General features: G+C 71.0%; 11 protein-coding genes and 1 pseudogene. 2 read left to right on the top strand and 10 right to left on the bottom strand.

The window, feature by feature from the left end; all coding sequences use genetic code 11:
• The 4 genes and pseudogenes from AMK33_RS31880 to AMK33_RS31865 all read right to left on the bottom strand — a co-directional run.
• Window positions 1-184 (bottom strand): annotated as a pseudogene (locus AMK33_RS31880) (sugar porter family MFS transporter); the annotation flags it as partial.
• 194 nt (window positions 185-378) lie between these two features.
• Window positions 379-4,074, bottom strand: a complete 3,696-nt coding sequence (locus AMK33_RS31875) for an AAA family ATPase (protein ID WP_073936472.1) — start codon at window positions 4,072-4,074, stop codon at window positions 379-381.
• Between the two features lie 289 nt (window positions 4,075-4,363).
• Complete coding sequence (locus AMK33_RS31870) at window positions 4,364-4,567, bottom strand: hypothetical protein (RefSeq protein ID WP_073936471.1); 204 nt, start codon at window positions 4,565-4,567, stop codon at window positions 4,364-4,366.
• 377 nt (window positions 4,568-4,944) lie between these two features.
• On the bottom strand, window positions 4,945-5,226 hold the full coding sequence (locus AMK33_RS31865; protein ID WP_073936470.1) for an acylphosphatase: 282 nt from the start codon (window positions 5,224-5,226) through the stop codon (window positions 4,945-4,947).
• 177 nt (window positions 5,227-5,403) lie between these two features.
• On the opposite strand from AMK33_RS31865, the gene AMK33_RS31860 reads away from it, so the two are divergent.
• A complete protein-coding gene (locus AMK33_RS31860; protein WP_073936469.1) occupies window positions 5,404-6,663 on the top strand; it encodes a CAP domain-containing protein in 1,260 nt (419 codons plus the stop codon).
• Between the two features lie 61 nt (window positions 6,664-6,724).
• On the opposite strand, the gene AMK33_RS31855 is transcribed toward AMK33_RS31860, so the two are convergent.
• Window positions 6,725-7,315, bottom strand: coding sequence for a flavodoxin family protein (locus AMK33_RS31855; RefSeq protein WP_073936468.1), 591 nt, complete (start codon window positions 7,313-7,315; stop codon window positions 6,725-6,727).
• Between the two features lie 139 nt (window positions 7,316-7,454).
• Between AMK33_RS31855 and AMK33_RS31850 the strand changes: the two genes are divergently transcribed.
• Window positions 7,455-7,853, top strand: a complete 399-nt coding sequence (locus AMK33_RS31850) for a winged helix-turn-helix transcriptional regulator (protein ID WP_073936467.1) — start codon at window positions 7,455-7,457, stop codon at window positions 7,851-7,853.
• Here AMK33_RS31850 and mutM read toward each other — a convergent pair.
• The 5 genes from mutM to AMK33_RS31825 form a co-directional block, all read right to left on the bottom strand.
• Window positions 7,826-8,686, bottom strand: a complete 861-nt coding sequence (mutM, locus tag AMK33_RS31845) for a bifunctional DNA-formamidopyrimidine glycosylase/DNA-(apurinic or apyrimidinic site) lyase (protein ID WP_073936466.1) — start codon at window positions 8,684-8,686, stop codon at window positions 7,826-7,828. The genes AMK33_RS31850 and mutM overlap by 28 nt on opposite strands.
• A gap of 244 nt (window positions 8,687-8,930) precedes the next feature.
• Window positions 8,931-9,749, bottom strand: coding sequence for a ribonuclease III (gene rnc / locus AMK33_RS31840; protein ID WP_073936465.1), 819 nt, complete (start codon window positions 9,747-9,749; stop codon window positions 8,931-8,933).
• 19 nt (window positions 9,750-9,768) lie between these two features.
• A complete protein-coding gene (gene rpmF / locus AMK33_RS31835) occupies window positions 9,769-9,942 on the bottom strand; it encodes a 50S ribosomal protein L32 (RefSeq protein ID WP_003951102.1) in 174 nt (57 codons plus the stop codon).
• Between the two features lie 2 nt (window positions 9,943-9,944).
• The gene (locus AMK33_RS31830; RefSeq protein WP_073936464.1) at window positions 9,945-10,589 is read right to left on the bottom strand and encodes a YceD family protein; all 645 of its coding nucleotides are present in this window, start codon (window positions 10,587-10,589) and stop codon (window positions 9,945-9,947) included.
• 128 nt (window positions 10,590-10,717) lie between these two features.
• Entirely contained in the window at window positions 10,718-11,779 is a 1,062-nt protein-coding gene (locus AMK33_RS31825; RefSeq protein WP_073936463.1) for an ATP synthase F0 subunit B, read from the bottom strand.
• Window positions 11,780-11,845: the final 66 nt, after the last annotated feature.

Here is an 11,845-nt window from a genome sequence, read left to right as displayed (position 1 = left end):
GCGCGGCGGAGCCGATGTCGTAGCGGTCACGGACGGCCTCGACGGCACCGTTGATCACGGAACTGTCGTAGCCGAAGAGGAAACCGCCCATGGCGGCCGCCGCCGCGATGAAGATGACGTGCCCGAGATGCTCGGGATGAGCCGTCCTGGCTCCTGACTTCTGTGCCTGCGCTGTGCTGGTCACGTGTACTCCTCGGGCCACCGGCAACATCGCCGGATGGGGGGTCAGCCCTTCGAGGTCCAGCTGAAGGTACCTGAAGGTAAAAACAACATTGCAGAGACTATGCCTTCAACTTTTGAAGTCAATAGGCCGTGTGCTGTGAGTTTTAAGACGCGACGGAGTAAAGATCGTTCAGTACTTGAAGATTGTGTGTCGGTCTAGCGCAGCCGCTGGCTGATGACCTTGGACACGCCGTCGCCCTGCATGGAGACGCCGTAGAGCGCGTCGGCGACCTCCATGGTGCGCTTCTGGTGCGTGATCACGATCAGCTGCGAGACCTCCTGCAGCTCCTGCAGCTCCTGCATGATCCGGATCAGCCGCTGGAGGTTGGTGTCGTCGAGGGCGGCCTCGACCTCGTCCATGACGTAGAACGGGCTGGGCCGCGCCTTGAAGATCGACACGAGCATCGCCACGGCGGTCAGCGACCGTTCGCCGCCCGAGAGCAGGGAGAGCCGCTTGACCTTCTTGCCGGGCGGACGCGCCTCGACCTCCACGCCCGTGGTGAGCATGTTGTCGGGGTCGGTCAGCACCAGCCGCCCCTCGCCGCCCGGGAACAGCCGGGAGAAGACGCCCTCGAACTCACGCGCGGTGTCCCGGTAGGCCTCGGTGAACACCTGCTCGACGCGTTCGTCGACCTCCTTGACGACCTGGAGCAGATCCGCGCGGGTCTTCTTCAGGTCCTCCAGCTGCTCGCCGAGGAACTGGTGGCGTTCCTCGAGCGCCGCGAACTCCTCCAGGGCGAGCGGGTTCACCTTGCCGAGCTGCTGGTAGGCGCGCTCGGCGGCCTTCAGGCGCTTCTCCTGCTCGGCCCGTACGAAGGGGCGGGGCCTGTTGCGCGGGTGCTCCGGGTCCTCCGGCAGCTGTTCGCCCTCGGCGGGGGGCGAGGGCGGCACCGGCTGGTGCGGGCCGTACTCCGACACCAGCCCCGCCGGCTCGACACCCAGTTCCTCCAGCGCCTTGGTCTCCAGCTGCTCCATCCGCAGCCGTTTCTCGGCGCCGAGTACCTCGCCCCGGTGAACTGAATCCGTCAACTTGTCGAGTTCCGCCTTGAGATCGCGTCCCTCGGCGCGGGCACGGGCGAGTTCCTGCTCGCGGCGGGCCTTGGCGGCGTCGGCGGCGGTGCGCTCCTGGTCGGCGCGGGCGAGGGAGACCTCGACGTGCGCGAGGAGCGTCCGGGCGCCGGCGGCGACGGCCCGGGCGACTTCCGCCTCGTGGCGCAGCCGGGCCCGGCGCTGTTCGGCACGCGCGCGTGCCTCGCGTTCCGCGCGGGCGGCACGGTCGAGGGAGTCGGCTCGTCCGGCGAGCCCCTTGACCCGTTCCTCGTGCGTACGGGCCTGGAGGCGGGCCTCCATCTCGGTCTGGCGGGCGTTGGCCCCGTCGGCGGCGAGCCGGTCGCGTACGGCGGTGTCGGGCTCCTCCTCGTACGGCATCTCCTCGGCGACGGCGAGCCGCTCGGCGAGTTCCTCGACGTCGATGAGCGCCTTGTCGAGGGCTTCCTGTGCCCGGGCCGCGGCGGCGCCGGCCCGCTCGGCCTCCCCGGCGGCACCGCGTGCCTGTCCGGCGAGCCGGCCGAGCTGCTGGGCGACGGAGGACTTCTCCCGGTCCGCGGCCCGGCGCCGCTCCCCGAGTTCCTCGACGAGCACCGCGCACTCCCGGCGCCGGCCGGTGGCCGCCTCCTGCGCCTCGGCCAGCTCCGCGCAGCGTACGGCCAGCTCCGCCAGCTCGGCGGCGGCCTCGTCCACGGATGCCTGTACTTCCAGCAGGCTGGGGGCGCCTGCGGAACCGCCCTGCGCGAAGTGGACGCCGAGCAGGTCGCCTTCGGCGGTGACGGCGGTGAGGTCGGGGTGGGCGCCGACGACTTCCTCGGCGTCCTCCAGGGTGCCGACGACGACGATGCGGTGCAGTAGCCGTCGCACGGCCGGCATGAGCTCGGGGGGTCCGCTGACGAGGCGCTCGGCGGGGAGGGCGGCTGCGGGTGCGTCGTGGCCGGTCGCGCAGTTCCCCGCGCCCCTTTGGAGGGCTGCAGTGGGCCCGTCGGCCAGGTTCTCGGCGGGATGCTCGGCAGGGCAGGCGGCTGCGGGTGCGTCGTGGCCGGTCGCGCAGTTCCCCGCGCCCCTTTGGGGAGGTGTTCCCTCTGCTTCTGTCAGGAGGAGGGTTGCGCGGCCCGCGTCCTGTTTGCGTAGGAGACGGATGGCATCGGCCGCGGCGGACGGTGAGGTGGCCGCGAGGGCGTCTGCCGCCGTGCCGAACGCGGCCGCGAGCGGTACCTCGTAGCCGGGCGTCACCGTCAGCAGTTCCGCGGCCGGGCCCAGCAACCCGGTGAGGCGGTCCTTCGCGTCCAGCAAAGCTCCGGTGCCGTCCTTGCGGCGCAGGCCGAGGGCGAGGGCCTCATGGCGGGCCTGGGTCGCCGCGCGGCTGCGTTCGGCGGCGGTGGCCGCCTCGCGGGCGGCGGTGAGGGCGGCCTCCGCATCCGCGAGCCGCCGCTTGGCGGCATCGTGCAGCTCGGCGAGTTCCGCGTCGTCCGCGTCGAGGCCGTCGACCTCGGCCTTGAGGGCCTCGTACTCCTCCTGCGCGGCGGCGGCCCGCTCCTGGGCCTCGTCCCGGGCGACGGCCAGCCGCTCGATCTCCGCCTGGGCGGCGGCGGCACGCGAACGGGCCGCGCCCACCTGCCCCTTGAGCCGGGCGAGCCCCTCGCGCCGGTCGGCGATGGCCCGCGCGGCGTCCTTCAGCCGCCGCTCCTCCTGGGCGAGTTCGCGTTCCAGCTCCGCGCGGTGGGCGACCGTGTCCTCCAGTGCGCGTTCGGCCGCCTCCAGGGCGGCCTCCAGTTCGGCCTCCTGCTCGCGGATGCGGGCGGCCTCGCGCTCCATGTCCTCCGGGTCCCGGCCGCGCCGCTCCTCGGGGGGCGCGGAGGTCGCGCTCTGCACGCGCGCGTCGGCCAGCGAGATCGTGCCGCGCACCCGTTCGGCGAGCTGGGAGAGCTCGTACCAGGTCTGCTGGGCGCTGTGCAGCCGCGGGGCGAGCCGGCGTACCTCGTCCTCCAGGTGGGCCTCGTGCTGGAGGGCCTTCCTCAGCTCGGCCTCGGCCGCCTCCTTGCGCTCCTTGAGGGCGGCCTCGTCGGCGATCTCGGCCCGCAGCGCCTCGCGCAGCCGTACGAGGTCGTCGGCGAGGAGGCGCAGCCGCGCGTCGCGCAGGTCGGCCTGGATGACGGCGGCCCGCCGCGCGACGGCGGCCTGGCGGCCGAGCGGCTTGAGCTGGCGCCGCAGCTCGTCGGTGAGGTCCTGCACCCGTGCGAGGTTGGCCTGCATCGCGTCCAGCTTCCGCAGCGCCTTCTCCTTGCGCTTGCGGTGCTTGAGGACGCCGGCGGCCTCCTCGATGAAGGCGCGGCGGCCCATGGGGTCGGCGTGCAGTACGGAGTCGAGCCGGCCCTGGCCGACGATGACGTGCATCTCCCGGCCGATGCCGGAGTCGGAGAGCAGTTCCTGGATGTCGAGGAGCCGGCAGGTGTCGCCGTTGATCTGGTACTCGCTGCCGCCGTTGCGGAACATGATCCGCGTGATGGTGACCTCGGCGTACTCGATGGGGAGGGCGCCGTCGGAGTTGTCGATGGTCAGGGACACCTCGGCACGGCCCAGCGGGGGGCGGCCGGTGGTGCCGGCGAAGATGACGTCCTCCATCTTGCCGCCGCGCAGCGACTTGGCGCCCTGCTCGCCCATGACCCAGCTGAGCGCGTCCACGACATTGGACTTGCCCGAGCCGTTCGGACCCACGACGCACGTGATCCCCGGCTCGAACCGGAGCGTGGTCGCGGAAGCGAACGACTTGAAGCCGCGGAGGGTCAGGGCCTTGAGGTGCACGCCGCCGGACTTTACCCGCCGGGCGGATCTCACTCCATGAACGCGCGGTTTCGCGGGTGAACGCGCAGGGCAGACCAGACGTTGAAGAGGGTGAAAGGATGCGCGGGGCAACGAGCACGGAGCGCCGTGCGCGGGGTGCGGGCGCCGGGGCAGGGTCACGGAGGCGGGAAAGAAAGAAGGGACGCCGGGGCGTCCCTTGCAATTCTGACTGCTTGGCGGTGGTGACGGGCAGGCCCGACCACTGCTGTGCTGTTCGTACAGCGCGGTGAAGTGATCAGCGGTGCAGTGATCAGGTGAGCGCAGGCTCCGCCTGGTGTGCGTCAACGCTCTCCATGATCCTGTCGTGAGAAGCGGCAGCCGAAAGCGCGTCGTTCTCCGCCTGGATCCGTACGAGCTCGGATTCCAGGTCCTGGACGCGCTGCTGGAGCCGTCGCATCTCGGCGAGGAGTCGAGGGTCGGAGCCGCCGACGTAACCGAGAAGCGCCTTTGCCATGATGGATGGTCCTCCACAATGAGTGACCGACCGATGCGGTGTGGGTCGTGAGGGATTCGCACCCGCGGTGCTTGGCAGGCCTGGAGTTGTGCTGCCGTTCAGCCATGCCAAACAGCTAAGGTGCGCGGGGCTTTCAGCGTCTCACCAAAAAGTTTGAGGGTCAACACGATCACGCCCCGTATTGGCGGACAACCGGGTGCGCACGGCCGGCGAAGGGCGGCGGCGCGAATCCCACGGGTCCTCGGGACGTGGCGATCATCCTGACGGCCGGCGCCACCCACGGCAAGCCCTTCTCGGCAATCACCAGGACTTTTTCGTCGGGGAGGGCTCGTCGCGCGGACCGCCCGTGGTGCCCGGGAGCGCCGGAGCGGGCGGGATCAGCGGATGGCGAAGCCCTCGTAGCCACCGCGCGGTGTGTCCCAGATCTCGGTGACTCCGTCCACGTGCCCGGGCGTGTCGCCGGCCTGGAGCCAGTCGAGCAGTCCCTCGCAGTGTTCGCGGGCGCCCTCGGCGACCACTTGGACCCTGCCGTCGCCCAGATTGAGAGCAAAACCACTCAGGCCGCCGATCTCCAGCGCCTTGGCCCGGGTGAACCAGCGGAAACCCACACCTTGGACACGCCCGCGCACCCAGGCGACCATTCGCACATCCTCGCTCATGGCTGCAACCTAACCGGACAAAGCCACTTGGGGCACACCTGGCCCTTGCGCCATGCGGTAGCGTCCCCAGCCATGAATCTCATATGAAACTCACTCGTTCGTGTGAGTTTCGTGATCATCGGGTTTCGGGTTGGTCGCCAGCAGTGAGTCGACCGCAAGGACGAGGAAGGCCAGGACATGGGACGCCACCGACGCTCCGCCGCCGGCCGCGCCGCCACGGGCCGCGCCACCGGGGTCACTCACGACGACCCCTACGACGGCGGCCCGCTTCCGAGGGGCGACCGGAGGGACGGCCCGCCCACGATGGGCACCGCGCCGTATCTGAACCCGCAGGCGTACGCCGAGACGTACGCCAGGAGCGAGGCCTATCTCTACGCGACGGACGGCGCCGGAACCCCCGCCGGGGGCGGCGACTTCACCCGCGGCGACTTCACTCACGGCGACTTCACCCACGGCGGCTTCCCGGGCACCGACTTCTCGAGCACCGACTTCTCGGGCACCGGCCCGGACCGGATCGGCTCCGCCCCGGACCGGATCGGCCACGCCTTCGCCGGTGACGGCCTCGCGCCCGACGACGACGCGCCCCGCCCCGACGGACACCGGCGCCGGAAGAAGAAGGCCGCGACCCCGGTCCGTACCGGCCTGCTCGGTGTCTCCGCCGCGGTGGCCCTCGGCACGGTGGCGGTGGCCACGGGCGCGATACCCGGTCTGGAGAACTACAAGCTCGGCGGCGACAGCACCTCCGGTGACAGCGTGCAGGCCGGGAACGCGCCGACCAACTCGCCGAGCGAACAGGGCGGCACGTCCGGCAGCCTGGAGAGCCCGGGCCGCGACGCCGGCACCCCGGCGAGCCGTGACACCGAGCGCTCCGCCTCGCCCGAGCCGTCCGCGTCGGCCTCGACGTCGGCCGCGCCGACGAAGACCCCGGAGAAGAAGACCCCGGAGAAGAAGGAGCCCGCGGCGGCCCCCGAGAAGACCGCGGAGAAGAAGCCGTCCCGCACGGCGACGCCGGAGCCGGAGCCGGAGAAGAAGACGAGCGCCCCGGCGCCCTCGTCCGCGGAGGCCGTCGCCGGTGCCGAGGTGCTCCGGCTGGTCAACGTGGAGCGGGCCAAGGTGGGGTGCAGCCCGGTCACCGCGAGCAGCGCGCTGACCGATCTGGCCACGGCGTTCAGCGACGACATGGCCGACCGGGGCTTCTTCGACCACACCGACCCCGACGGCGACACCCCGTGGGACAGGGCCAAGACGGCCGGCATAAGCAACCTGGGCGGCGAGAACATCGCCCGGGGCCAGGCCGACGCCGCGGCCGTGATGCAGGCCTGGATGGACAGCCCCGGCCACAAGGCGAACATACTGAACTGCGACTTCAAGACGCTGGGCGTGGGCGTCCACATGGGGTCGGGCGGCCCGTGGTGGACCCAGAACTTCGGGTACTAGCGATACGCGATGAGCACGAAGGACGGCGGGCCGGGATCTTCCCGGCCCGCCGCCCTTCGTGTCACGCGGCGACGGCCGCCCGGCCCCGCAGGAAGATCTCGGCGGTCCGGGCCACCCTCCGGCCCAGGTGCTCCGCCGTGGCGGTGTCGGCCTTGTGGACGGCGTCCGGGCCCTCGTCGACATTGGTCTGGGCGGCGGCGCCGGCGAACACGCCGAGGCGGTTGAGGTCGTTCTCCGAAGCCGTGCTGCTGTTCCAGCCCGGCAGCAGGCCGAGGTTGACCCAGTGCATGCCGAGCTGCGCGGCGAGGATCTGGAAGAACTGCAGGGTGTGCAGCTTGTCGCCGCTCTTCGAGCCCGAGTTGGTGAATCCCGCGGCGAGCTTGTCCCGCCACACCTGGTCCCCCCAGCGCTTCGAGGTGGCCTCGGCGAAGGCGTGGAAGGCGGCGGAGGCGGTGCCCATGTAGGTCGGGGAGCCGAACACGATGGCGTCCGAGCGGTCCAAGGTCGCCCACTGCTCCTCGGTGATCGTCCCGACGTCGATCAGATGCACCTCGGCACCGGCGTCGGCGGCACCCGCGCGCACGGCTTCGGCGAGGACGGCGGTGTGGCCGAAGCCGGAGTGATGGGCGATGGAAACGACAGGGGTGGTCACGGTGGACACTCCTCGGGAGGGCTTTGGGAAAGCGAGAGAGCAGGCGAAGCAGCAGCTCGCCAGCAATGCGAAAAGGAAAGCACTAACTTCTGGTTAGTGCAACCTGTCGGTTAGCGCTGCTCTGAAGTAGGCTTGACCCATGACGACCACGCAGCGCCCGCAGGAGCAGGAGCTCCCCTTCAACGTGTTCGCCAAGGCGTGCCCGTCCCGCGGCACGCTGGAGCATGTGACCGGGCGCTGGGGCGCGCTGACCCTCGGCGCGCTCCATGAGGGCTCGCTCCGGTTCAACGAGCTGCGCCGCCGGGTCGACGGGGTGAGCGAGAAGATGCTCTCCCAGACGCTGCACGCGCTGGAGCGTGACGGGCTGGTGCACCGCGAGGCCCAGCCCACCAACCCGCCCCGCGTGGACTACGAACTGACCCCGCTGGGCCACGAGGTCGCCCGGCGTCTGCTCTCCCTCATCCAGTGCGTCGAGGGCAGCATGGACGCGGTGCTCCGGGCGCGTGAGCGCTACGACGGGACGCGCGGCGCCCGCTGACACCTCGGGCAGAAGTAGCTGGAGCGGTTCATCCACGCCCGTCGGCGCACCGGCGTACCGCAACGGCGGCAGGGCAGACCCTCACGGCCGTACGCGTCCAGGGACCGGTCGAAGTAGCCGGACTCCCCGTTGACGTTGACGTAGAGGCTGTCGAAGCTGGTGCCGCCCACCGCGAGCGCGGCGTTCATGACGTCCCGGACGTGGCCCAGCAGGAGCAGGGTGCGCGGGCGGGTGAAGCCGGCCGTGGGGCGTTCGTAGTGGATGCGGGCCCGCCACAGCGCCTCGTCGGCGTAGATGTTGCCGACGCCGCTGATCAGTGACTGGTCGAGCAGGGCCCGCTTGACGGTGGTCCGCTTGCGGCGCAGCGCCTGGTGGAACGCCTCCTCGTCGAAGAGCGGGTCGAGGGGGTCCCGGGCGATGTGCGCGATGACGTCGGGCAGTCCGTCGGGGGTGGTGTCGTGCAGCGACAGACCGCCGAAGGTGCGCTGGTCGACGAAGCGGAGTTCGGTGTCCAGGGCGTCGGTGAAGCGGACGCGGATGCGCAGGTGTTTCTCGTCCGGTGCCGTGTGCGGCTGCACCAGCAGTTGGCCGCTCATGCCGAGGTGGGCCAGGACCGACTGGCCGGTGTCCTCCAGGGGCAGCCACAGGTACTTGCCGCGGCGGCTGGGGACGCCGATGCGGTGCCCCTTGAGCCGGTGTGCGAAGTCGTCGGCGCCGGCGACGTGACGGCGTACCGCGCGGGGATGCAGCACCTCGGCGTCGGCGACGGTCCGGTGGGCGACCCACCGCTCGAGTCCGCGCCGTACGACCTCGACCTCGGGCAGCTCGGGCATGGTGTCCCCTCCAAGGACCGGTGTACTGGGAGCTGTCCGGAGGGCGTCGGCGGTCGGCGGCTCGCCGCGCCCGGCCTCTCCCCCTGTGCCCGGGGGATCCGCCGGGCCCGAGGGATCCGCCGTGCGTGAGGGGTCCCGTCGCGTCGAGGCCGTCCGTCCGGCTCCGGCCCGGACGGCCGGACAGGCTCTGGCGCCGCGAGCGCCCGTCCCGGTCGGGGGCGGGCGCTCGGGTCGCGCTGTTCTTTCAGGCGGAGGCCGACGGGGCGTCGGCGCTCTTCCCGGAGGCATCGGCTTCGGCGGTCCGGACGGCCTCCTCGGCCTCCGCCGCCGCCTTGGCACGCTCGTCCGCCGCGGCCCGGATGGACCGCCACGCGGACTCGGCGGCCTGCTGCTCCGCCTCCTTCTTGCTGCGGCCGGTGCCGGTGCCGTACGAGACGCCTCCGACGCGGGCGGCAGCAGTGAAGGTCTTCTCGTGGTCGGGGCCGGTCTCCGTAACCAGGTACTCGGGCACGCCGAGTCCTTCGGTCGCGGTGAGCTCCTGGAGACTGGTCTTCCAGTCCAGGCCGGCTCCGAGGTTCGAGGACTTCTCGATCAGCGGGTCGAACAGGCGGTGCACCAGTTCGGAGGCCGCGTCGAGGCCCTGGTCGAGATAGACGGCGCCGATCACCGCTTCCAGGGTGTCGGCGAGGATGGACGCCTTGTCCCGGCCGCCCGTGCCCTCTTCACCGCGGCCGAGCCGGATGAAGGAGCCCAGGTCGAGCCCGCGGCCCACCTCCGCCAGCGCACGCGAGTTGACCACCGCGGCCCGCAGCTTGGCCAGCTGGCCTTCGGGCAGGTCGGGGTGGGTGTTGTACAGCGTGTCCGTGACGACGAGGCCGAGCACGGAGTCCCCGAGGAACTCCAGCCGCTCGTTCGTCGGCAGACCGCCGTTCTCGTACGCGTAGGAACGGTGGGTCAGCGCACGCACCAGAAGGGCGGACTCGAGCTGATAGCCGAGCCGCCCTTCCAGAAGCGTGTGGGACGAGGCCTGGTGGTCCGCTGAGTTCTTCTTCGGCGTCGACACAGTGCCTCTCACCGGCCGCTCAGACCTCGAGGACCTGGCGCTTGTTGTAAGTGCCGCAAGACGGGCACGCGATGTGCTGCTGCTTGGGCTCGTGGCAGCGCTCGCACGCAACCAGGGTGGGGACCGCAGCCTTCCACTGCGACCGGCGGTGGCGCGTGTTGCTGCGCGACATCTTCCGCTTCGGAACAGCCACGGCTACTTCTCCTGCTTCTCGTCGACGCCCGGTTCGGCGCCGCTCATCTCGTCCTTCTCGCCGTCCCTCATGGTGCCGGCGAGTCCCTGCAAAGCCGCCCAACGGATGTCGACGGCATCGTGGTGGTGGTCCGGGTCGTCAGCGAGCCGTGCTCCGCACTCGGAGCACAGACCCGGGCAGTCTTCCCGGCACACCGGCTGCATCGGCAGTGCGAGCACCACCGCATCGCGCAGCACAGGCTCGAGGTCGAACAGGCCGTCCTCGAGAAAGAGCCTGTCCTCGTCGTCCTCGGCGTCGTCGCCCGGTTCCGCGATCACGCGGCCCCGGTCGTCGGCGTCAGGGTACGAGAACATCTCCTGGAAGTCCGCTTCGAGCTCCTGCTCCAGCGGCTCCAGACACCTTACGCACTCCCCCTCGGCCTTGGCACGGGCGGTGCCTGTGACGAGCACACCTTCCATGACCGACTCGAGCCGGAGTTCCAGCTCCACCGGGGCGCCTTCCGGCACTCCGATGACGTCCTTGATCCCGAAGTCCTGGGGAGCGTCGACCGTGCGGGTCAGGCGCTGCAGCGCACCGGGCCGCCTCCCCAGCTCGTGCGTGTCGAACACGAGGGGGTTGCGGTGGTCGAGGCGGGCGTTCAGAGCCATTCCTGCTTTCGGTCTTCGAGCTCAGAGATATCACTGCCGTGCGATGTTCCCGGGCAGCGTGGATCGCGGACGTAAGCGCGACCGAAGAGCCAGGATACTGGACCTTTCGCTCTCGGCCCAATCCGCCCCTACAGACCCCGCTCGCGCTCGTAGGCCCGCAACTGCTCGGGCGTGATCATGCTGGTGTCGAAGAGGCTGGTCTCGTCCAGGGCGTAGCCCTGCTGGGCCTGCTGCGCCTGCTGGTCGTGCCCGGCCTGCTGCCCCTGGTTCGGGTCGTACGCCTGCCCCTGCGCGTCGTAGCCCTGGTACGCGGCGGCGTACGGGTCGGCCTGCTGGTAACCGTAGGCGTCCTGCTGGTAGCCATAGGCGTCCTGCTGGCCGCCGTACTGCTGCTGATAGCCGTACGCGGGCTCCGGCTGGGCGTAGGTCTGCTGCTGCGGCTCGGGCTGCTTGGCCGGGGCGGCGTCCTGCTCGGCGAGGGACGCGAGGTCGGCGAGGTAGTCGGCGTCGCTGGAGTGCTGGACGGTCGTCGGGTCGTCGGCGAGGGCGCCGAGGTCGTCGCTGGCGATCCGGCCGTGCAGCTTCTGCCGGCCCTTCCCGACCGCCTCCAGGGTCTTGGCGAGGACCGCCTCGAAGGCGCCGAGCTTGACGTCGACGTATTCGTCGGCGCTGCGGCGCAGGGTCTCCGGGTCGTGGCTGCGCTCGGGGGCGTCCTCGTCCTCGTAGCCCTGCTCGTCGAGGCCTGGTCCGGTGCCGAGCAGCTTCTCGCGGCCGCGGCCGACCGAGCCGAGCGTCTTGGTGAGGACGACCTCGAAGTTGGCCAGCTTGGAGTCGACGTAGTCGTCGGCCTCCGCGCGGACCTCCTCGGCCTCCTTGCGGGCCTCCTCGAGGATCCGGTCGGCCTCGGACTGGGAGCGGCGGGCGATCTCGGTGTCGGAGATCAGGGAGCCGCGCTGGGCGTGCGCGCCCTCGATGATCCGCTCGGCCTCCTGACGGGCCTGTTCGACCATCTGCTCCCGGCCGCCGATCAGTTCCTCGGCCTGCGCGAGGGAGTCGGGCAGCGCCGCGCGCACCTCTTCGAGCATCGCGAGCAGTTCGGCGCGGTTGACCACGCACGAGGCCGACATGGGCATCGACCGGGCACTGGAGACCGCGGCGACGATCTCATCGAGCTTCTTCTGCACGTCCACCGTGTGCTCGCCACTCTCTACAGCTGTGTTGGAGACGGACGGGACGACTGTACGGCCCTGGGGCGT

Origin of the sequence: Streptomyces sp. CB02400, assembly GCF_001905725.1 — a bacterium.
GTDB lineage: Bacteria > Actinomycetota > Actinomycetes > Streptomycetales > Streptomycetaceae > Streptomyces > Streptomyces atrovirens.
Note: the sequence above shows the minus strand (reverse complement) of the source record. Positions and strands in the feature narration are given on the sequence as shown.

Excerpts from the sequence above, each read along its gene's own strand:
- AMK33_RS31870 (WP_073936471.1), bottom strand. The coding sequence starts at position 4,567 with ATGGCAAAGGCGCTTCTCGGTTACGTCGGCGGCTCCGACCCTCGACTC.
- AMK33_RS31865 (WP_073936470.1), bottom strand. The coding sequence starts at position 5,226 with ATGAGCGAGGATGTGCGAATGGTCGCCTGGGTGCGCGGGCGTGTCCAA.
- AMK33_RS31860 (WP_073936469.1), top strand. The coding sequence starts at position 5,404 with ATGGGACGCCACCGACGCTCCGCCGCCGGCCGCGCCGCCACGGGCCGC.
- AMK33_RS31850 (WP_073936467.1), top strand. The coding sequence starts at position 7,455 with ATGACGACCACGCAGCGCCCGCAGGAGCAGGAGCTCCCCTTCAACGTG.
- mutM (WP_073936466.1), bottom strand. The coding sequence starts at position 8,686 with ATGCCCGAGCTGCCCGAGGTCGAGGTCGTACGGCGCGGACTCGAGCGG.
- AMK33_RS31830 (WP_073936464.1), bottom strand. The coding sequence starts at position 10,589 with ATGGCTCTGAACGCCCGCCTCGACCACCGCAACCCCCTCGTGTTCGAC.